Raw genomic sequence first — 22,337 nt, 5'->3', positions numbered from 1 at the left:
GACAAGGCTTATGAAGAAACTCTTGATTCCCCAAACCAAGACACTCAACCTTTATTAACTGAGCCATCAACACCAGAACCAAGAATGACAAAGAAAACCATCGCCAGTGGTGAACCGCTCAAATTGGCGGTCGTCGGTCATACCAACACGGGTAAAACCTCTATTTTGCGTACCTTGTTACGTGACGTTTATTTTGGTGAGGTCAAAAACGAGGCTGCCACCACACGGCATGTCGAGCAGGCGCAACTGACAGATAGCCAGACTGGCGAAGTCTTAGTGGCACTATATGACACCCCTGGTCTAGAAGATGCCTCAGGATTGATGGATTGGTTAGAAGATAATACAGCCAGTCGGCGTGATGGTATTGAGCGCTTACAGCAGTTTTTGGCGTCGGATATTGCTCAAGGTGTAGACCATTCAAACAACTATGACTATAGCCAAGAAGCCAAAGTGATTCGGCAACTGCTGGCAAGCGATATGGCCATCTACGTCGTTGATGCGCGTGAGCCAGTGTTAGGTAAGTATAAAGATGAGCTGGCTATTTTGTCTTGGGCCGCTATTCCTGTGATGCCTGTCTTTAATTTCACGGACAGTCAAGATGCCAATATTGATGAATGGCAGACGATGCTGGCAAGACGAAACTTGCATATATCCACGCGCTTTGATTCGGTTGCTTTTGAGTTCGAAGATGAAATGCACTTATGGCAAAATCTTGCCACCATGCTTACCCACTCTGAGATGCTTGAGCAGCTGATGCAGCGTCGAACGGAAAATTGGGCACAATTGAGTGATGAAGCAAATATTATCATTGCTGACTTTCTAATCAATGTCGCCGCTTTCGTACGTGAGATTAATGACAGCGACGATCCTATGCCAGTGTTGGCACAAATGCAGGAAGCTGTTCGCCAAAGCGAGCGTGCTATGCAGCATAATTTGCTTAATTTATATAAGTTTTATGACAATGCAGTTGCTGCCACACCACTTGAACTACAGGCATATCAGCAAGATCCATTTGACCCTGAGCTGTTGAAGAGCTACGGCATACGCACGACTTCTGGAGCAGCAGCTGGTGCACTATTAGGCTTAGGTGTTGATGCAGCAGCACTAGGCACCACATTGGGTTTAGGTGCAGCGATTGGTGGTATTGCAGGAGGGTTATTGTCTAATACTAGTAGTATTGCTGATAGGATTACTGGGGTAAAACGCTTATACATTGATCCTGCTACGTTGACACTATTAGCCACTCGCTCGATAGATTTACTCACGGCACTACGTCATCGTGGACATGCTGCCACAGATGCGACCCAGCTGATATATAAAGGCGAAAAAAATAACATTGAATCAGAACAAAATGAAGACGACAACTTAGTGACGCCATGGCCAACGCACAAATTACCAAGTGAGTTAAAAAAAGCACGTGGCAAGCCGCAATGGTCATCACTTAGTAGCGGTAAGTCTGAACAAGCTCAGTTGTTACGGGCAGATATGGCGTGGTCGCTTTCAGCTCAATTGCAGTCGTATAATCACGACTAGCCAAACTGATCATAATTAAAAACATAGAAAATAAAGTAACTGCCAGCGTTATTCTCGAATATTTATAGTACTGGTCGCAATAAAGCACTCAGCGCAGCAGTACCACGTACATCCGTTTGCTGTAGGTAAATCGGATATAGTGGGTACTTGGTAAAGCTTTGTTCTATATCTTGCATGAGTTGCTGCTGCCTATCTGCTCGACGCTGCCAAAAATCATCAGACTGAGTTGGTGCTATCAGCTGATTGATGACTATCGCTGCTGGCGTAAGTTTGCTGTCTTCTAACTGTTTGATCGCACGTCTGGTCTCAGCCAATGGCAATACGTCGGCGGTCATGACCAACACAATTGCTGTTTGTGCACGGTCATGAAGTAATACTCCTGCCTGACGAAACAGCTGTTTGCGTTTTTCTAATACGGATACGGCTTGCTCCCAGCGGTCAGATTTTTTTGCTGCAAATGGATTTGCCACATCGTTTTTATCATTTTTTTGATTATGACTGTCCAAGTGGTTTGCCACCGAGCGCAATTTAGACTGTCGGCGCTGCTGTGCCAGTAGCCCATCCGTCCATGCACCCATCATCTCTGGTAATACCAGTAACCGTAGAGTATGCCCTGTTGGTGCCGTATCAAAAATAATGTGATCATAATCTGCATCTGCGGCGTTGACCAAATGCTGACACATAGACTCAAGCATCGCTGCTTCCTGCGCGCCTGGTGCCGATTTTGATAGCTGTAAATGTTCTCGAATCTTGGGCATCATATCTGGATTGGCATAGGCTCTAATCGTACGCTCAACTTGTGCAAAGTGTTCGTCAACGATAGTGTCAGGATTCAGCTCAATAGCATCCAGATAAGGTGATATCACTGTTTTTTCGTTCTTCAGTCGAATATTTAATACATCGCCCAAACTATGTGCTGGATCGGTTGAGACAATTAAGGTTTTTTGCTGCTGGCTTGCATAATAGCTGGCAAGTGCAGCGGCAGTCGTGGTCTTTCCCACACCGCCTTTTCCACCGATAAATATAATCGGTTGTGTTGCCAGCTGCTCTACCAATGCCTGTAAGGAATGTAATGCCATACTTATCTCTCTTTTTTAATCAATATAGCTACCATTAGCAGCAACCAACGTGGTCAAAGGGACATCTATCCATACCCATTCTAGTGTGCCACTCGTGGAAGTTTTCCAAAAATAAAGGCTGTAGCTCTAGCGTATAAAAGCTGGCAGGATTATCAATGCCTAGGCTCTCAGCGAACATGAGTAGCATAAAAAAATCTTCTTCATCACGTGCAGCACGTGCCATCGTCTGACGGTATGGCGCATGATAAAACTCATTTAGCCCAGCGGTAAACCGTTGCCACCATGGTTTAATATCTGGCATGTCGTTCGATATGGTATCGCTTGGCTTGGCATTATCTGACATATTGGTATCGTCCATAACTTTTTCATCTCCTACGTCTTGTTATCTATCATGCCTATTTGATACAAAAAACGCCAGCAATGGCTGCTAGCGTTTTTTGTTTCTTTACAATATATGTACTGGCCTATTAATTAAATACTCGATGGCACTTAAATAATTGACACTTATTAGGTATCAGATATTAGGCATCATCTTCGATTTTGCCTTTACCTCTGTGTAGCGACCATTCTTTGCGCAATACAGATAGACTTTCAAACGTGACTAGAATAGTCGCTATCAAAATGATGATGTCCATAATGATAAGCAGCCAATTTCCGTCCGTGAAAAAAGTTTTAAGCTGAATCAATAGTGCCAATACGGTCATAACCAATAGGAACGACAACGGCGCTAAGGTAAACCAAACAGGCTTGCCTTTGCGTAACAAGATAACCGTTACGATCATTAAGGTCAAAGCAGCCATTAACTGATTGGTTGTACCAAATAGTGGCCAGATAACCATACCACCAGCACCATCAATACCACCAGCACCAAATGCTAATAATAGACAAGTTCCGACTGCTAGTAACGTTGCAACGACACTTTTATTAAGTATGGGTAATTTGTAAATCTCACCAAACTCTTGGAAGATATAACGCTGCAAGCGCACACCAGTATCCATCGTAGTGCCCGCAAACAATGCAGCCATTACTGTAAGCATCGTCTGCGATAGCACCATATCAATACCAACACCAGCATTCAAGATGGTTGCACCACCATCAATAAAGGCACCAATCGAACCGTCACCAAATTTTTGGTAAACCGCTTCCCAATCACCAAGCGTAGCAAAACCTGCTGTTGCGGCCAAAACGGCACCCAGTGCGAGCATACCTTCGCCCAATGCGCCGAAGTAACCAACGAAACGAACGTCTCCTTCTTTGTCAATCTGCTTAGAAGTCGTACCTGTCGCAACCAAACCATGGAACCCTGAAATAGCACCACAAGCAATCGTGACAAACAACAACGGCATCAGTGAGGGTGTATCCATTGGTAATGATGTATTAATAGCTGGCGCGACAATATCAGGCGTCGCGATAAAAATCGCAGCGTATAATAAAATTAAACCGACGAATAGCTGTAAACCATTAATATAATCACGTGGTTGTAATAGCATCCATACAGGCAGTAGCGAAGCAACCGCTGCATAGGCAAACAAGATAATAATCCATACTGCATTATCAGGTAACCCGAAAATAGTCTCAGGCAATACAATAGGGAACATAGGACCAAGATAGATAAGTCCGTATAACGCAGTTACCCCGATAATTGATACCCAAACCAAATTCATATTGTAGCGATAAATACACTGACCAATGATAAAGGCAACGACTAGCGCGCCCCAAACTGGTAATACAGAAGATGGTGTTTTTATCATCATGTTAGCGATAGCAACGCCAAATACAGCATTGACCATCAGCAATAACAAGAAGATAACGATCATCATCAGACTGCGCACACGGGTACCCATAACGGTACCAGCAATAGAACCAATCGATTGACCTCTATTACGCATACTTGCCCAAATAGCCGACATATCATGTACGCCCGCCATAAAGATTGTGCCGAACACAATCCAAATGATGGCAGGCAACCAACCCCATATCACGGCAATTGCAGGACCGATAATCGGTGCGGCCCCTGCGACTGACGTAAAATGATGTCCCCACAATACATATTTATTGGTGGGGACATAATCTATACCATCTTTCATAGTATGAGCTGGCGTGGGACGACTATCGTCCAGTGCTAGAATTTTTGTGGCGATAAACTTTGAATAAAACACGTAACCGCAGAGCATGGCGGCGACGCCAAATAGTAGTACAATAGCACTATTCATCTTATCTCTCCCTAGACAAGTGGCATATAGCCTTATGAGTTCAAGCTTTTTAAATCAAAATATTTAAAATATGATAAATTAGTGTGCCGCGAGCAGCCCACCCCGTTGTAGCAGAATAATAGCGATATTTTAATATGATTACTAGCTAAAAAACCTAGACTGTACAATTATAAAAAGTCACTAAATGAGACGTATTGTGATAAATTTTGAGTAAATACTCGGCACAGGTTTAAATAAGCATCCTGTAAAAGTAGTACTTATTTAATGATAGATATAACATCAGGCAACCATCGAAACAGCGAACAAAGGAAGCATCATGGCGCACTATTTTGGATTCGTACCCTCAGATAAATTAAAAGTATTGGTGAAGGAAGCCGAACAAGTCGTTGCTTCAAATGAGACCGTAGACTACTACCCTTATCGTGATGCACTCACCCATCAAACGGCACGTGATTTGATCGACAATCTACTGGTTGGACTGGTTGAGATTACACCAAATCCTGAACGCAAAGCCTCTATGCAGAAGATAGTTGTTACCGTTGAAAAAACAGCAGATACACTGCTCAATATTTTACTCGGTAAAGAAAACAATGAAGAAGTACTCCCTAGCTTTCACTTTTTGAGAGATCATGCGACTTTCATTGATAATGACGGGGTAACACGAGTAGGCTTCAAATTATCTGAGGCAGATGGTCAACTGATCGATAAAGGATTTTCCGCTATTACCCCTGATCACGTAGATGTAAAAGCGTTTAAAACAGCACTCGAAACGATGAATGACCAAACATTAACGCATTTCATTAGTCGTTATGCCGAAACGTTGAAGCTGGGTATGATTAAACGGAAATCAGTGCCAGTTGCTAAAGCTGCCATTGATAAAGGTATGAGTATGGCACTGAATAAGCTACTGCCCGACTTACCTGACAGCTCATTAAACCGTTTAGCGAATTACTACCGCCCTTTTATCGTAGAAAAACCAGAATAAGCCCCAGTATTAGATTAAATTTGCCCCAAAAGTCATATGCTATTGGGAAATTTCACTAAAATTTGCTAAAATAAGCGGCACTTTTTACCGAAGGCGCATCCGATGACCCAAATCAGTAACCAAGAAATCGAAAAAACACTACGCAATTCAGAGTGCCTTATCAGCAGTATCGAAGTTGCTGCTGCTTACGAACGTCTTGCTGCTCAACTTAACCTGCATTATGCTGGTCTAAACCCAATCGTTATGGTCGTTATGAATGGCGGACTTATCCCAGCGGGTCAATTATTGACTCACCTAACCTTTTACCATCGCATGCATTATATCCATGCGACACGTTATCGCGATAACGAAGGTACTAATGAGTTAGATTGGAAATACAAACCTGATGTTAGCATCGAGGGTGAGCACGTATTACTGATTGATGATATTTTTGACGAAGGTATTACCTTAAAAACAGTCGTCGAAGAATTAAGCAAAGAAAAACCTTTGTCACTTGAATCTTGCGTTTTGCTCAACAAAGAGCACGATCGTAAAGTTGAAGGGTTTGACGTTGATTTTGTTGGTATCAACGTTGCTGACCGTTACGTGTATGGCTGTGGTATGGATTTCCATGGTTACTTGCGTCACTTGCCAGGCATTTATGCTATCAAAGAAGAGAAAGTTTAACTCTTAGTCTTAATTGCTTAAAAACATTTAAGTCCTAAAAAAGCATCCGAATTGGATGCTTTTTTTATTGCTTATATTTTATAACTCATATAGTCAAAGCACTCTAAAATGGGTGCAAGGCAGCCGACTGTAGATAGTACAAGTAGTACATCTAAGGATGAGGAACGCCGTAGCGGTTTAGTCGTTCACCGACTATACAATATACAATGCCCGTATTTTTTCTGTTGGTAGTACGCCTGTATCCGTAACCGTGAAGAAATAATCGAGTTGCCAAGTCTGAGTCTTTACAGCAGTATTATTGGTTGGCTTATCCCAGCTAGGATAGACCCTTATGCCCATCTTACCTTTTGTAGAATGAGACTGAAGAATATTATGTCTCAGTAAGATATACTTCGGAAAAACAAACTGCCCAAATGTATGATTGTCTTTAAATGTCGTGATTACTAACAAGTCTGGTGACTGATCATATTGGAAAGGTTGATTAATGCCTTTGGCGTCCTTTTCCCAAAAAGTAACGAACTGTCCTACTTTATTCGGTGTTTGCTTAGCCACTCTACCTCTAGCTGTTTTAATAGCCGATCGAGATGATAAGGTAAATAATCCTGCTGCGTATTCAGCGTTTTGTGCCTCCTGTTTAATTGAGGATACAATTAATTGGTGAGGCTCATAAATGATTTTATTGATATGATCTAGCACACTATCAAAGGTATGCAACTTTAATCCCCCTTTTTATATTTTGTACTTTCATGTCCTGTAATACTTATCTATTAAAGCTTAGAAAACTGTAATGCCAAACCTGTATGGCGCTCAGTTGGTGTTTTGACAGCACGTTCGAAAGCCTGCTTGGTACTATAAAGGGTCACTTGTTGTTTAGCACGGGTCACTGCTGTATAGATAAGCTCTTTACTCAGTAATCTTGCATGACTATTATCAAAAGTAATCGCTACATGATCAAACTCAGATCCTTGTGATTTATGAATGGTCATCGCATATGCGGTGGCGATTACCTCTTCATTTAGTAAATTAACCGCAATTCCTTGTGTTTTATTCTCAAAAAACACTTCTAGTCGGCTTCTATCATCGCTGGTCTGCAAGCAAAAACCAATATCACCATTAAATAGCCCAAGCTCATAGTTATTTTGTAAAACCATAACAGGTCGACCATGGAACCATGTGTTTTGACCCAATGGTAGTTTTAGCTCAGCCAGATGCCACTGAGTGAGATAATTATTAATATAATGATCGCCCCACTCGCCATTATGACCAGCACTTAAGACTCTAAATTTATTAAATGTCTCCATTAATAGAGATACAGTATTTTTTACTGATTCTGGCATAGATTTTTCTATTGGACTTTCTAGTAAATTTTGAATTTTATTTACGTATGGATGGTAATTTTGGGATATTTTTGAAATAATTTCTTCTTTGCTTAGGCTATTTTTTATCTGATTATCTAATATAAATTCCGCTTGCAACGTGTTTACATACTGAAATTTCAGTGCGTCATCCTGTCTTAATAATTGCCAAATTGCTTGCGTATCTACCTCTACTTTATTAATTTGAGTGGCCAGCTTGCCGATACCTGAATCAGCGCTAAATCGGCGGCTTTCTGTTAGCTCTGCATGAATGGCTTGTAGTAGTGGAATACGACATAGATCAGCCAGTACAGCCCCTGCATCTACCGCTGCTAACTGGTTCGCATCGCCTAATAGTATCAACCTTGCACCTGGTTTTACCGCACTCACAAGATAATTGGCCAACTCAACCCCGAGCATCGATGCTTCATCAACGATAATAATATCTTCACCTAATGGATTATCAGCATTGTAGCGAGGTCTACCTGTTCGGCCGATACCTAGCAGACGATGAATGGTTTTGGCTTCTTGCAACTGTAGTTCTACATTCGCTGCGTCTAGAGCCGCCTGCAGAGACTCTTGCATTCGCTGGGCAGCTTTACCAGTTGGTGCGGCCAATGCCAAACTGGCACTGTCCGTACTGAATCGAATATGCTCAGCCCCATCCCTCCCACTCTCTGTCGCTTGCTGCAGCGCAATGACCAATTGAGCAACAGTGTAGGTTTTACCTGTGCCTGGACCACCAGTAATAATACTAAACGCATTATTATTAGCGACATTGATTGCCTTCACTTGGTTCTCATGAAGGTTTTCAGGTATTGCTATCTGTAAAGGACTTACTTGCTGATTTAAGATATTGTTGATATTTTTTGCTAAATTAAACTCTGCTTGCCAAGCACGGTGTAACCAAAAGGTGAGCGATATTTTTGTCTCGATTTTTTGTATTTGGTATATGATAGGTTTATTTTTACTTAGGCTATTTTTATTATTACTATCAGTATTCGCATCAACATTAGCAAATAAAGTATTCTCATGAATTGACTGAACAAAAGCAACTGAGTCACTATTTTTCAAACGCTGATATAACGTAGCAATCGCATCAAACCGTTTGATTAGCATCTCTTTTTCATGGTTGCTGAGTGCTAGCTGCGCCCATAACTGAGCTCGCTGACCAAACAAAGTATTTAGCAATACAAATAGCGATGTCTCCGTTGTAGCGTCGTCGTTTGGTTGGGTGTCTATCTGAGTATCAATCAGCGCAAGGATGGGTGTTGCCAGTATCTCTAGTAAGTTCTGCTGCCACGCATATAGTGCGACCAATTCACCATTAATTTGACCTTGTAGCGGCGTGTCATGCTCAGCTACCTCAATGGTCAATACGGTATGACCCTCTTCCAAATGAGCTGCTAAAATAACGAATAGAGCAGTGAATAAGTCATTATTTCCCGACTTATTGATTCTTTTGCTCTCATCATTCGTCTTTGCATCTACCGCGTCATATGCTACATGTGTTTGCTGACGGCGCAGCAAAATATAATCACTGAGATTACTTGCCCAGCTCTCTTGTAAGCTAATGGCTGACTTGCTCTTGTTGTTATTATTACTCATCGTGTCCTGGTCTCTTTTTAATCTGATTAAATGTTATAACAATGTTTGCCCATTTGAGTGTTATATAAAGTTTATTAATCCGGCAGGCCAAATAGTGCGTCTAAACCTTTGATAAAGTCGATAGGAATATCCCAAGTAACCAATCCATAGCAGTTATGATTCTCTAAATTGTTACTGCTAGGCTTATTATTATCTTGAGATATAGTGTCAGCGATTTTAGCATTCGGATCATATACGCCGCGTAAAAACACATACTCTACAGCGCCTAAGTACTTATCTTCGTTACCCGTATAATCACTGATTCTCATGGCTAGGAACCGATGTAATGCTACTTGATAGATTGCTGCTTGTAGCCAATACCCTGCTTTGGACATTGCTTTCTTGAGCGTATCTTCATTGTAATCGCTTAGGCTATTTCCTAAAAAGTTACTCTTATAGTCAACCACATAATACTTGCCAGCATGCTCATATACTAGGTCAATCTCACCGCGTAGATAGCGATACAAATGCGCTTTATTTTGTGGCACTAGAGTGACATGTTTATCTGTCTCATCAGGTAAATACTGTTGAAAAAGCTTACTGATATCCTGTGCTTTAAACCTTTCTGACAGCCCCATGTTGAACTCTAACTCAGCAAATCGCTTACCTTTATTAAGAGATATCAAAGGTTGGTTGGAAGATAGTAGCGGTGCATGTAGCACCTCTTCAATCCAATTGATTAATGCCTCATGCTTCGTTGTATCTATTGACTCAAGATCAAATACATCACCATCTCCTCGCTTCCTTCCTTGTGATCTGCGGCTCTGTTGTTCAGCACTGCTATATATCAGCGGTAACTGATAGCTACTAATGGCTCTATCAATAACCTGAGACCACTGGGTTTTATTGGTGAAATCTATTTGTTCAAATATCTCATGCAAAAACGTACCAGCATTGGCGCCTTTTACAAAGGTAAAACGGATATCATCTTCTGACTTGAGACTGAGTTCACCGTCTTGTTCGAGAGACTCTTTACTATTCAGTGAAGAGAGGTCTGAAACAGAAGACTCTGTCATATCAATGTCTATCGCATCATCAATACGCTCATCCATTATCGCCATTGCTTGTGTAGATTCATCTAGCTGACGTGCCAAAGCGGTAAAGCTGGTCTTAGCCCAACCATAAAAATAATTGGTTTTCATCACCTCTGCAAAGGGCGCGTACTCAATAGCCTCTGTCACAGGCTTATAAGCACTTGATTTGGTTGCGGCTAGCTGAACGTTATCATTTACGCCTGCTGAATTAGCATCATTGCTTGCGTAGTTATTGTCATAGAACTCATTAACTTTATGCCCTCTGAGCATGCCTATGGTACCTTTGAGTCTATCAGGTAATTCAAACTTTGCTTCTGACGATTCAAACCAATAGAACACTGGCTTTAGCTCAAACCCTGTCTTGTTACTCGGATCTCGTAGCACAACATAAAGCTGCTCGCTGGCCCGAGTAAATGCCACATAGCCAAGCCGTCTTATCTCATCAAAACCTTCTTGTGTTTCGATATCAGTATAGTAACCCTCAACCGTGGCAGAGCCTTGCAACGGTGAGAAGCGGCGCTGATTACCCGTTGATTGATTATCAGTCGACTGCTGTACTTCTATCGACTGCCGCACTAGCACTGAAGGCGCTTGTTGCGCATTATATAGATATAGCCCATAGTCTTCCTTATTCCCAGACTTCCTACTGGCGTCACCCATTCCCAATACATAGACAATAGGGAACTCAAGCCCTTTTGACTTATGAATGGTCATTAGCTGTACGCCAGACTCTGTCGGTAGCGGATATTGCTTAGCCCAGTCACTGTTGGGCGCTGCATCTATATGCTGCCTGAACCACGCCAGTAGCTCATGCTCACCCATACCTAGACCATACTGCGCCAAGATATCCATCACATGACGCAAGTCCATGATATGACGGTCACCTTCTGGATGAGCAGCTAGGGCTTGCCAAACGCCTTTCGGCTGTACAGGGCTTTTATCTAATAAATAATGTAGCGCCGATAAGATGCCAAAGTGCTGCCAACGCTGTGCACCTTCTTTTAGATAGGTAATAAAGTCTTGATAGCTTTTTTTAGTATCAGTAGCTTCATTGGCTGAGAGATTTTTCAAATTAGAACTGTTTGCATGGGCGCTTGGCGTACGGCTACCCTCGGTAATGCCTGACTCATGATCCGTCATCATGGCTTTGATGTTTTTGATACTCAGTCCATATAGGTGACTGGTCAACACCCGATTAATCATGTCATGACGATACGGATATAGCATAGCACTCAACAATGCTGCCACATCTTCTGCCATGATAGTCTCAAAGATGCTGACATCACTGGTCGTCAAGGTCGGCACATTAAGTTTTACCAGCTCATCTTCAACGCGTTTCAGATCTTTTTTGGCACGTGCCAGCACCCCAATATCACTCGGCTGAATCGGCTTACCTTTAAGTGTCTGACCACTATTAAGCAAAGTGGCTATATGGCGAGCTGTTATTTCATGTTCATCGTAATCAAACTCTTTGTCCTTGTCATAAGGCAGGTGCAATAAGCTCACTGGCTGAGCAGAAAGCACCTCTGTCACCAGCACATCATCCAGACTATTTGACGCATTAAACCAAGACAGCTCATATTCCGGTTTTGCCGCTTTGATATGTTGGTAGTGAATACCAGTACCCAATTGCGACAGCTTATTCTCAGCAGTTGTTGCATCAGCCATACCAAACCAGCAGTTCAATGCGTTAATCACACCGGCATTTGAACGGCGATTGATATCAAGCGTCCAAAGAGCACTTTTATCAAACTGGGATTTCATGTAGTTATAGTTGGCCACATCGCCACCACGAAACCCATAAATAGCCTGTTTGGGATCACCAACCAATAGCAGAAATTCATGATTGGCTTTCTTAGTGGTTGATTGCTTGTCACTGTCCGACTGTTTACGCTTATTCTTTGGCAAGTAGATGCTTTCAATCATAATGGCTTGCTCGCCATTGATATCTTGCGACTCGTCAATCAATGCCACAGGATAATGATGACGAATATAACGCGCCAGCTTATCTCCTTGACGACCAGTTAATGCTTGGTTTAAGCGTACCATCTGCAAACTAAAGGTCGTCTCGCCGCGCTCTTCCAAAATGACTGGTAGCCTATTGCGCACAGCCAGCACAATATGACGGTTAAGATTGGCTAATACCAACAAAATATGCTGATTTAAACTATCAAGCATGTCTAAGATAGCCATTAACTTACTAATGGTCTCTAACTCAAAAAGCGTCTGGTGCTCTTTTTCTTTATTCTTATTAAAGTTCTTGATTTTGCCATCTTCATCTGGATATCTGGCATCTTGCAATGATGTCAAAATCTTATTCTCGCTCTCATTTAAATAGCTATTAAATGTCAGCTGATACTCCGATATTTTTTGATGCACTTCAATAATGGCATCAAACTGTTTGGTTAAATTAGAACCACCACGAAACCCTTGAGACTTTCTATAGTCAGGATTTAAGTAAGGCTGGATATCTGCTAAATCTAACTGAGAAAACTCATTGATTAGCTTTTCGTATGCCTCAAAGTCAAAGCTTTTCTCATGCCTTATCTCATCAATCGGCGCAGAGATAAAGTTGAGCGAGCGAGTAACATATTTCTTATGATCGCCAACCGCAGTTAGCTTACCTTGCTGATCCATTAGCGCGTAAAGTTTAGGCTGCTCATAATACAAACGGCTTTGAAACTGACGCAGCTCATCATGGATAATACTGTCAGTCACCTGTTCAATACTGCTGTCTTCAATAATCCCCATGCCCTGCTGGTGACCAGTTTCGCTGCTGTACTCCGTCAGCCATTTTTGCGCCAAGCTATCAAGTGTACCTACAAATAGCTTATCCAATGTGGTGAGTACCAGTGCCGTACGCCTGATAGCTTCCGCCATTGGGTAACTGTACACGTGATCTAGCAAATAACCGACAAGATGCAAGTTGATAGGATCTTGCATGATGCCATCTAAACGCACATATTTGGCCTGATTAATCAGCCAATCCTCACGATCTTTCTTTGCTTGTTTACGTTGCTCAGCAATTGCTTGATTATCAGCAGCAAGATCTTGATTTAAATCATCAATGCCTGTCTCAACGTTTGCGTCTACGTCTGAATTACTGCCTGCTTGTGCATCTTTATTACCCTCAGGCATGACTTGTAGTATATTGGGATAGAGACTCTCTTTGTTGCTAGTATCAGCACTTAGGCTATTGACCCATTGTAATAGCTGATAAAAATCTACCAAACGATCATGAATACGCTGACGCATTTCGGCAGCGGCAGCTCGAGTAAAAGTCGTGGCTATGATTTGCTCTGGGGCACGTCGCGCCTCAATCAGTAGGCGCAGTACGATACCAGTCAGCGTCCAAGTCTTACCAGTACCAGCAGAGGCTTCAATTAGGTGCTTGCCCGTTAGGTCAACATCGATTGCTGGTATGACATCGGCTTTACGTTCAGGTACAGCAGACAAATGAGGTAGCTCATCTAAATATTCATTAAATAAATTCTGTTGTGTCGACGAGTCAATGGTATTAGCTGGGTCGGTAAAGTCTGTCATATGGGTGCATACTTTTAATTATTATTAATTAGAACAAGAGAGCAAAAAGAAACTACTCTAAACTGTTAGCTATCTAAGTTAGTTAACGCATTAAACATCGGCTCATACAGTGGCTGGGCTAATGTAGTCAACGCTGCCGATAGCGCTTTGAATGAATCTTGGTCTCGCAGTACGTATTGCCAAATGGCATGCTGCGAGCAAGTATCATATACCGTGTCTGAGTTATAGTTAGGTCTTAACCAGTCGGAGAAGTCGGCACGTTTTGGCCAATAGCTAACCCCCTTTTCGACTTTTGCGCACTTATCAAGGTAATTAAGTGCATATTCTGGCAGTAATGTAATAGGCACTTGACCCGTTAGCTTGCCAAAAAACGCCCATTTTATCAACTCAATCACAGCGTCTTCATAGACAATTGGGCTTAGTTTAAATGCGATTACATCTTTATAGTTACCAACTTGTGAGCTGGCCTTATTGAAGCGCCAAATACTTACGCCATCATTTAATGCCACTTGCTCGGCAGTGGTACGTCTGGCCACTTGCCAATACAAATGTGATAACCAAAACTTGAGCAAATGCCTAGGGCTAGCAGAATTGGGCAGTATATTTAACCATTGCTTAGGCGATTGCTGAGCATAAGGCACACCCGCCTGAATAATTGATATGGGTGCTAATATAGGTACTGAGCCCTTTATCTTAATGACTTTCGGCAACAGCTTAAACAGTATTTCTATACCCTCTATATTCGTCTGATTACTTGAATCATTATCCATGTTACTCAGTATACTTTTTAGTTCTATCTGAACAGGATGTTCGGCGGTTGGCGTCAATAGCTGTAATATAATGGCGCTATCTGCTTCACCCTCATTGATAATACTGCTCTCATCAAAGCCATTAGCAATTAACTGCTCTTTAAATTCCAAGCATTGTTGTTGCAGTTTCTTTTGTTGATTGGGTAATGTAGTTTGGCGAGCGACACCAGCGGGCATGATTTTTTGATACATCAGGATTGGAATGATGGTTTCAGCCGCTACATTACTATCATTTTTCTTATTCTCATCAGTAACCAACTGCTTAATCAAATGATCTTTGATTTCATAGGTAGTTAAACTGTTTAGAAATAGCGGCTCTTGCTGCGACAGCGCTTCTTCACCTTGCACCACATGCACTTTTTGAGACCGTAAGAACGCTTTGGCAGGGTGGCGCACTTGGTAAGCCAACACCCCTTCAATATCTATCTCTCCGATGTTAAATACGCTATCAGATAAATCTTGGATGAGCGCCTCGGTCATGCTATTGACATCGCTAGCATCAACAACCGTATCTAGCGCCAATAGTTCGACCAATGCAGACAAGGTTTGATTGTCTACTTGACCTAGCTGACCCAAGCCTTGACCAAGCACTTGAGCGATTGACTCATACTGTGACTTTGTGGGTAAGCCGACCAGTTGCATAGGCTCACTAGATACTCGCCCTTTCAAGGTATCAAACACCGCTTGCCAAAGCGGCGCAGGCGGAAACTGCTTTTTCTGAGCCAGCTTGGTTCTGCGCATGGCTGTATTTAATAAAGCATCCAGCTCGTCAATCATATCGACAGAGTTAGTCTCCTGAGCATTGATAGTAATGTTGGCATTAACGTTGGCATTAGCATTAGCATTGTCATCAATATCAGGAGACGCTTGCTCAAAAATATCAGCGCCTTCAATTTCTGTCTCAAACAGACTCTCATGAAAAGGCAGTGCAGGATGCTCAGTCACTAACCACTGCTTAATCAATTTAGGCAAATAGCGCTTAAGACTCTCGGTAGTGGGATCAATATTCTCAGGCAAGGTCTCAAGCGAGTTCACCTGCCATTGCACCTCGCCTTGTAGGAATTGCAATAGCTCGCTCACTGGATTGGCAGGCAGATGCTCATGGGTATCCGTCAAGCTTTGACCATTGTAGAACATCCAGCATGCACTGCGCGCGCACAATAGCGCATCTAAAAATGCGCCATTGTCATCATCTTCACTAACTCTGTCACCGCGGCGTGCATTAGTCGCTTTCATCAAATCATAGCGGTTGTCACGATCACGCCCAGGAAACTCAGAGAGATCCATATTGAGCATCACCACCAGCTCAAACGGCACGTTTCTTAGTGCACCGAATCGACCAAAGGTAATCACACCCGTCGGCTCCGCACTGACTTGCTGACTTTCAAGCTCTGCTTCAATACTGTCTAGCATAAAGCTCAGCTTGAGCGGCAATTGCTCCACACCTGCCAGCCTCTGCTCTACTTCTCTGTTGTCGATATCACCACTAGCGTATTGCCTATAGTGACGATTGGCTCGTAGACTTGATTTAAAACCATTCATCGCGTTGTAAATGGCACGCATGGTACGCGTTTGGTCCACGTCGCCAAAGTAGCGATGGATAACTTGTGTCTCAATCTGATCGAGCCAATCTTCCGCTTTCATTTTTTGTGTATGGTCATCACGTCGTGCGACCAAGCCAGTGTAAATACGGCAAAGCGCTTCAACGATCAGCGCATCATTTAGGCTCACTTGTGGTAGCGGTAAGGTCATTTCTGGTAAAGCAGTGCTTGGCCATTCATCCTCATCTAAAGGATACAAGCAGTCGCTCAACTCAGCTTCTGGCATGACCAAACCTAGGGTCAATCTGTCTAGTGCTTGTGCAAAGCTAAAGCGATAGTCGTAATCATTACTGTCCAAAGTTTGCTTAAGATGCAGCTCGTCAAAACCGCGAATAAAGCCCGCCTCTACCAACAAGTCACAACCACGGCTCATTTGCTCATGAGTCAGTCCAAAGCTTTCAAACAAGGGCGGCAACATCAACCAGTCTAAGACTTCAGCTGCTTCAAAACGGGCACTATGACTACCCAATAGTTTGTAAAAACCGATAATGGCTTCCCATAACTGGCGAATATCGGCATCAACAACACCAGTCACTTTAGCAGGCAAAGTCAAACCGTCTTGACCCTTACCATTGACGAAAATAGAACCAATCAATGCATGATGACGCTCAACATCGGGTAGCAGCACAACAATGTCAGAGATATGGCGTTTTTTCTCACCCAGTTTGATAGGTTCGTTCAACCAACGGCCGATCATAATACGCAACACTTCAAGCTGACGCTGTAAACTATGACAAGAATGAATGCTTAGGCTGTTATCTTGGGAAGAGATTGCCCAAAAACGGTCTTTCTCAAAGCGCTTATTCTCTAATGCTTCATCTTCATACCAAGCCGTTGCTGGCTTCTCTTCATCAAAGCTTGACTCTAGTTGCTTACTTACTGCTTGCGAGACTGTAGCGGCCGTTGCTTGCTGGGTCGATTGCTCATCCAGCATCAGCACATCGTTCTGTAAACGCTTTAACAAACTTGGACTATTCTGAGCGCTACTAGTATCATCGATGTACTCAGCAGCAACCCCATTATTAGAACCAATGCTCAGCGTCTCATCAAAGTTATCTTGCCATTCAACCAGCGCATCGTCGTACTGCTCATTACCAGACAAGTTGGCAAGCATGGCAAAAGCATCACGCGATTGCTTCCCTAGACGAGACAACAAACTGTGACCATAATCACGCAAAAACACGCTTTCAGGGTTGATAATCTGCTGACGCTGCAACCATGATTTATCGACGATATCCGCCCAAAATAGCTTTGATGGATTGTAATGCAGTAGCGTGATATTCATGTATTGCGACAGGCGCTGTAGAAAGTCTAACTCGGTCTGTGGCAGTTGCTGGATGGTAAAAATACGCAGTATGGTTGGCAACTGGTCGCGCTCATTCGCCTTGTTATTTTTTAAGGCCGACCAGAACGCACGCTCCAGTGCCACACGGTGTAGATGAACATCAGCAAATAAATGCGCCCACAAGAATCTTTGGGCAACTTCCAACTCAACATAATGCTCGACCAACCACTCAGGCGTGCCACGCGCATATTTATCAAAGCGCAGTGACAGTGCATCTTTATCTGCTATCAACTCATCTACATTCAGTGGCTCGTTGTGCGACCATAGCGCCAACCAATCCTCACGGTGGGTCAAATAGCGGTTAAACACCCTCGCCAAATCGCTTGCCAACTGCCAAATACGGGCATCTTGTTGCGCCTTATCCTGTCGCACACTGCCTTTTAGCACACTGCCTTGCTGTAAACTGTCTTGTTGAGCACTTGCCTGTGGGTCATCAATCAAAGATGCCAGTAATGGATGAACCGGATGTTTTTCATCTGTAACAATCGACTCTTGATAGTAAGTTAAGTACCCAAACAGTCGCCATTGCATCACTGTTGGTGACAACACCGCCACTTCCGGCACGTTTAGAGTTGTCGCTTCAGGGTTTTGCGCCAGTAAGTACGTATTATGGCGAGTCAATACATCTTGCATCAGCGTCCATTGATACTGACCCCAGAACTTAGTACGCACCAACGTACTAATACCAGCACGGCTGGCAATCGTCTTGTCCAACCAATCGCCCAATACCATTGACGGTACAATGACAATAAAAGGCTCAAATACAGGCTGATCCTTGGACTGGTATTCTATAAGCAGTTGATCTACAAGGTTTTCGGTGCGGTGCGATTGAATAATGGTAAACATAGACACTAATCTGATTGGAAGTATGGAAGCGCAAAACGAACGAATCTTGCTTGAAGGTCTTGAGGTATCTATCGTTTTAGCAAAAATTTAGCTAAAATAAACTTGTTATAATAGGGTCTGTTGAACAACACTGGTGAATCTATATTTCGTAGTCGTGGTCAACATTTGCTTCTGCTAACATTGCAGTTTCATATAGCATGAAAATAACGACAACTATCAATGATTATTGAGTCATAGAAATGATGGAAATACGCTGATGATCAGTGTGCCATTGATAGCTATAGTTTACTAGTATATATGCTAGCAGTACAATTGTTCACGACATTTAGTGTCGTTTTCCGTCCAATTGTGCAGATCAAAAAAGACTATCGTCGTTTTTGTTAAAATAGCTGTTATAGTTTATGTACCCTCAACCTTTTTTATCAGCGGGATAACGAAATATTATGCCCTTGCGTCCTATTGATGCCATTTTTGTTCACCCTAAGCGACGTTTGTACGTCGTTTACTATCGCGGTGAACTGTGGCAATTGCCACGTATGAAAATCGATGACAGATCATGGCAAAACAGACAACCTTATACTGATGATAGCAAATCGCTCTATCTCAGTATCCATCAAGCCATTAGCGATCCTATACTGGCACAAAAGCTTCGCACATTAAACTTGCCAGTCGCTGTGCGCGGGAGCACGTTACCACGCTTTGAAGCATGGTGGGAAGCACATGGATTTAAATGGCTGACAGAAAAACTTACCTCAGGTGAGTCGCCTTTGGCTGCGCACCAAACAACACCCGCGAGAACAACTGACAATCAACCTGCTTTGCCTTCAAACTCCCCTCCTGTGCCATCAAATACAGAAAGTCAGCTAAGTAGTGACAATAACGAGCAAAAAACAACGCTACCTTTAGAAACAGATGTTTTCGCAGACATGCTCGCAGATTTAGCAGATGAGGTGTTGCACCAAAAGATCTAAAATATATTATAAATCCATCACAATTTTTTATTTAATCCCGTAAAATAATTAAAAAAAGAGCAGTCATACATGAAAGACTACAAACTGCTGCTAGCTGGGCTGATTTTACTACTACTCGTCATCTTCATTGCAATATTTGCTTGGTTGTATACCAGTAACCGTAAAAATACAGATCCTTTGCCAATCATGGCAAACAAAAATGAATCGACAGCTACCACTACTCAAGATGATGCAAAGTCACTGAATGATAGTGCTGTATACTTGCAAGCGGAAAAAAGTCTACAGATACCTCTAGACGATATCATTGCTAGATTCGAGTCTCGATATTCCCACATACAGGTCGTGGCAAACTACGTCTCTGCAAGTGACATCCTAACTTTAGTAGATAATGATACTAGCAAGCCGTCAAAATTTGTATTTGATGTCGATATGATTATCGCTAATGATAGATTATCGACAGAAAGACTCGCACCGTTACAAGCAGAGCTTAAAGCTGCTCAAGATAAAATCAAGCAAAGTAACATCCTTACCAACAATGCAGATGAGACCAGTAAAGAAAATCTATTTAGTCATGAAGATGAGGAAGATACTGATGGTAATATCAATATAGAAGCACGTACTCTGAATTCTTTTAGTTATGCGTTAAAAGATGAGCAAACGCTTGAAGGGGTTATTTTGACAGATAACACGGCTGCTATTACGTTCCGCAACTTTTTACTTTCAAGCACAGGACAAGATATCTTAAAAGAATACGATTATTATAATATTGAAGGCTATAAAAACAGCGTCAATGATCTATTTAATCCAACATCACGTACACAACAGGTATCAGAAACTGGATCAACCAATGTCGCTGATGCCCTTAGCAATGGCGAGTAATAATAAATTATCTATATTTATATTTTGTTGATTGCTTTTATGACTGCTTTTTCCTACAATGTCACTCCATAATGCGCCTATAGCTCAACAGGATAGAGCAGTTGCCTCCTAAGCGATCGATCCGAGTTCGAGTCTTGGTGGGCGCACCAATTATTGTATTTAGACATAACCTCGCATTACCCCAATCCGCTACAGCCCCCGATTTTACTTACATTACGTCTTCCTGCATCACTTGTCATTACCTAGCAGCACCACTACACTGTTGTTAAATATGTTGTTAAATATTCAACAAGAGCGTTATTTGTTGTTAAATTCTCTTAGGTTTTGTTGTTAAAACCTCTCCACGCCTTTAAGGCCAAGTCATGACAAAGAGAAAAGACTACCAGTTGACGGATGCTGGCGTAAAATCTATTGCCAAACAATCACCACCTAGTAAAATTACACGCCACGGCGATGGCAATAATCTATATCTAATACAACATCCAAATGGCTCCCTATTTTGGCAAATGGCTTATCGCTATCAATCTAATAAAGATCTCAAACCTAAGCAAAAAACCTATCAGATAGGTATTTACAAACCAGCCAAGCTAGACATCGACTCCTCCTTTAAACCAGAAGTATCATTAAAACAAGCACGATTAGCACGTGATAAAGCTAAATCATCACTTGACGACGGTATTGATCCTACCGACCAAAAAAACCATCATAAAAATAACTTTGAGCAGAAAGATTTATTTAAAATTATTGCTAACAGTTATATCAATGAAAAGTCAGAAACCACGCCCAAGAATATTCAAAAGCTGCATACCTATTTAGACAAGCATGTCTCACCACATATAGGTGACTATCCTATAAATGCTATTACTGCTCAGGATGTTATTAAAACTAGATTAGCGATTCAGACGTATTTTGAAAAGCAAGGTAAGTGGACGACTGACACAACACACAAGTGCGTGGCGTTTATCAGTTCGGTTTTTGAGTATGCTATCAACACGCTAGGTTATGATCTTATTAATATTGCTCATGGACGCAGTAGAGCGCTAAGACCTCATAAGGCTGAGCGCATGAAAGCAGTGGAGCAACACCAATTCCCTGAGCTACTACGTAATATTGATCAATACAGTGTAGATAATCCAAATGCTCATGAACAGACCGTCGCTGGCATGCAATTAATGACGCTGTGTTTTGTTAGAACAAAAGAGTTGAGGTTTTTTGAATGGTCAGAGATTGATTATCATAAAAGCGTTTGGCGAGTGCCAGCGCACAAGATGAAGATGCGTCAGGATCACATTATCCCCCTATCACCACAAGCTATGGCTATCATCGAGCGTATGCGTCCCTTAACTGAGCGGACAGGATATGTTTTCTACAACTTTGAGCGCAGTAATCCATATAGCGAAGTATGGTTTAATCAAGCACTAAAGCGCATGGGCTACACAGGTGATCCCTACCCTAAAATGACGGGACACGGATTTAGACAGCTTGCGAGCACAGGATTGTATGAGCTGCAGTTTCCAGAAAACATTATTGAAGTCCAGTTAGCCCACCTTGAACAATCCAGTGTTAAAAAACGATACGACCTCTCAGCCCACTTAGCAGAACGTCAAATTATGATGAACCGTTGGGCAGACCACTTAGACGACTTGCGAGCTGGAAAAGCGGTTAGCTTTGACCTTTTAACGCCTAGTGAGGTATCGAGCGAGATAAGCAGTCGCAGGGTACAAGCCACGGATATAGAGTTACATGATAAAGAAACGTTAATAAAAAGCTTGCAAGCTCAAGGTATATCGCCTGATTTATTGGCTCAGCTCGCCAGCCAAATAACCTAATA

The 22,337-nt window shown here is 42.4% G+C and carries 13 protein-coding genes and 1 tRNA gene; 7 read left to right on the top strand and 7 right to left on the bottom strand.

Features of this window, described 5'->3' with window-relative positions; translation table 11 throughout:
• The first annotated feature begins 84 nt into the window (after positions 1-84).
• Positions 85-1,533: a DUF3482 domain-containing protein gene (locus tag I6E84_RS07355; RefSeq protein ID WP_413786944.1), complete on the top strand. Its 1,449-nt coding sequence runs from the start codon at positions 85-87 to the stop codon at positions 1,531-1,533.
• Between the two features lie 62 nt (positions 1,534-1,595).
• On the opposite strand, the gene I6E84_RS07350 is transcribed toward I6E84_RS07355, so the two are convergent.
• The 3 genes from I6E84_RS07350 to I6E84_RS07340 all read right to left on the bottom strand — a co-directional run bounded on the left by I6E84_RS07350 (position 1,596) and on the right by I6E84_RS07340 (position 4,825).
• Entirely contained in the window at positions 1,596-2,612 is a 1,017-nt protein-coding gene (locus I6E84_RS07350) for an ArsA family ATPase (RefSeq protein ID WP_197217182.1), read from the bottom strand.
• Positions 2,613-2,646: 34 nt separating this feature from the next.
• Positions 2,647-2,913: a cory-CC-star protein gene (locus tag I6E84_RS07345; RefSeq protein ID WP_110923532.1), complete on the bottom strand. Its 267-nt coding sequence runs from the start codon at positions 2,911-2,913 to the stop codon at positions 2,647-2,649.
• Between the two features lie 220 nt (positions 2,914-3,133).
• On the bottom strand, positions 3,134-4,825 hold the full coding sequence (locus tag I6E84_RS07340) for a carbon starvation protein A (protein WP_110923412.1): 1,692 nt from the start codon (positions 4,823-4,825) through the stop codon (positions 3,134-3,136).
• Positions 4,826-5,141: 316 nt separating this feature from the next.
• On the opposite strand from I6E84_RS07340, the gene I6E84_RS07335 reads away from it, so the two are divergent.
• On the top strand, positions 5,142-5,810 hold the full coding sequence (locus tag I6E84_RS07335) for a hypothetical protein (RefSeq protein ID WP_197217180.1): 669 nt from the start codon (positions 5,142-5,144) through the stop codon (positions 5,808-5,810).
• Between the two features lie 102 nt (positions 5,811-5,912).
• On the top strand, positions 5,913-6,476 hold the full coding sequence (locus tag I6E84_RS07330) for a hypoxanthine-guanine phosphoribosyltransferase (RefSeq protein WP_110923410.1): 564 nt from the start codon (positions 5,913-5,915) through the stop codon (positions 6,474-6,476).
• Positions 6,477-6,668: 192 nt separating this feature from the next.
• On the opposite strand, the gene I6E84_RS07325 is transcribed toward I6E84_RS07330, so the two are convergent.
• The 4 genes from I6E84_RS07325 to I6E84_RS07310 all read right to left on the bottom strand — a co-directional run bounded on the left by I6E84_RS07325 (position 6,669) and on the right by I6E84_RS07310 (position 18,656).
• On the bottom strand, positions 6,669-7,190 hold the full coding sequence (locus I6E84_RS07325; RefSeq protein WP_197217179.1) for a MepB family protein: 522 nt from the start codon (positions 7,188-7,190) through the stop codon (positions 6,669-6,671).
• A gap of 53 nt (positions 7,191-7,243) precedes the next feature.
• Positions 7,244-9,439, bottom strand: a complete 2,196-nt coding sequence (gene recD / locus I6E84_RS07320) for an exodeoxyribonuclease V subunit alpha (protein WP_197217177.1) — start codon at positions 9,437-9,439, stop codon at positions 7,244-7,246.
• A gap of 74 nt (positions 9,440-9,513) precedes the next feature.
• Positions 9,514-14,055, bottom strand: a complete 4,542-nt coding sequence (locus I6E84_RS07315; protein ID WP_197217175.1) for a UvrD-helicase domain-containing protein — start codon at positions 14,053-14,055, stop codon at positions 9,514-9,516.
• Positions 14,056-14,120: 65 nt separating this feature from the next.
• Positions 14,121-18,656, bottom strand: coding sequence for an exodeoxyribonuclease V subunit gamma (locus tag I6E84_RS07310; protein ID WP_197217173.1), 4,536 nt, complete (start codon positions 18,654-18,656; stop codon positions 14,121-14,123).
• A gap of 443 nt (positions 18,657-19,099) precedes the next feature.
• Between I6E84_RS07310 and I6E84_RS07305 the strand changes: the two genes are divergently transcribed.
• The 4 genes from I6E84_RS07305 to I6E84_RS07290 all read left to right on the top strand — a co-directional run bounded on the left by I6E84_RS07305 (position 19,100) and on the right by I6E84_RS07290 (position 22,335).
• On the top strand, positions 19,100-19,627 hold the full coding sequence (locus I6E84_RS07305; protein ID WP_197217172.1) for a hypothetical protein: 528 nt from the start codon (positions 19,100-19,102) through the stop codon (positions 19,625-19,627).
• A 69-nt stretch (positions 19,628-19,696) separates the two neighbouring features.
• Positions 19,697-20,506 (top strand): hypothetical protein, encoded by an 810-nt coding sequence (locus tag I6E84_RS07300; RefSeq protein WP_197217171.1) that lies wholly within the window; start codon positions 19,697-19,699, stop codon positions 20,504-20,506.
• 73 nt (positions 20,507-20,579) lie between these two features.
• Positions 20,580-20,655, top strand: a tRNA-Arg gene (locus tag I6E84_RS07295).
• A 213-nt stretch (positions 20,656-20,868) separates the two neighbouring features.
• Entirely contained in the window at positions 20,869-22,335 is a 1,467-nt protein-coding gene (locus I6E84_RS07290; protein WP_197217170.1) for a tyrosine-type recombinase/integrase, read from the top strand.
• Positions 22,336-22,337: the final 2 nt, after the last annotated feature.

The organism is Psychrobacter sp. SCQQ22 (assembly GCF_015864605.1).
GTDB lineage: Bacteria > Pseudomonadota > Gammaproteobacteria > Pseudomonadales > Moraxellaceae > Psychrobacter > Psychrobacter fozii.
Note: the sequence above shows the minus strand (reverse complement) of the source record. Positions and strands in the feature narration are given on the sequence as shown.

What these genes read in the sequence shown, in the direction of transcription:
- I6E84_RS07355 (WP_413786944.1), top strand. Translation starts at nt 85, where the DNA reads ATGACAAAGAAAACCATCGCCAGTGGTGAACCGCTCAAATTGGCGGTC.
- I6E84_RS07335 (WP_197217180.1), top strand. Translation starts at nt 5,142, where the DNA reads ATGGCGCACTATTTTGGATTCGTACCCTCAGATAAATTAAAAGTATTG.
- I6E84_RS07315 (WP_197217175.1), bottom strand. Translation starts at nt 14,055, where the DNA reads ATGACAGACTTTACCGACCCAGCTAATACCATTGACTCGTCGACACAA.
- recD (WP_197217177.1), bottom strand. Translation starts at nt 9,439, where the DNA reads ATGAGTAATAATAACAACAAGAGCAAGTCAGCCATTAGCTTACAAGAG.
- I6E84_RS07345 (WP_110923532.1), bottom strand. Translation starts at nt 2,913, where the DNA reads ATGCCAGATATTAAACCATGGTGGCAACGGTTTACCGCTGGGCTAAAT.
- I6E84_RS07330 (WP_110923410.1), top strand. Translation starts at nt 5,913, where the DNA reads ATGACCCAAATCAGTAACCAAGAAATCGAAAAAACACTACGCAATTCA.
- I6E84_RS07305 (WP_197217172.1), top strand. Translation starts at nt 19,100, where the DNA reads ATGCCCTTGCGTCCTATTGATGCCATTTTTGTTCACCCTAAGCGACGT.
- I6E84_RS07310 (WP_197217173.1), bottom strand. Translation starts at nt 18,656, where the DNA reads ATGTTTACCATTATTCAATCGCACCGCACCGAAAACCTTGTAGATCAA.
- I6E84_RS07300 (WP_197217171.1), top strand. Translation starts at nt 19,697, where the DNA reads ATGAAAGACTACAAACTGCTGCTAGCTGGGCTGATTTTACTACTACTC.
- I6E84_RS07340 (WP_110923412.1), bottom strand. Translation starts at nt 4,825, where the DNA reads ATGAATAGTGCTATTGTACTACTATTTGGCGTCGCCGCCATGCTCTGC.
- I6E84_RS07290 (WP_197217170.1), top strand. Translation starts at nt 20,869, where the DNA reads ATGACAAAGAGAAAAGACTACCAGTTGACGGATGCTGGCGTAAAATCT.
- I6E84_RS07350 (WP_197217182.1), bottom strand. Translation starts at nt 2,612, where the DNA reads ATGGCATTACATTCCTTACAGGCATTGGTAGAGCAGCTGGCAACACAA.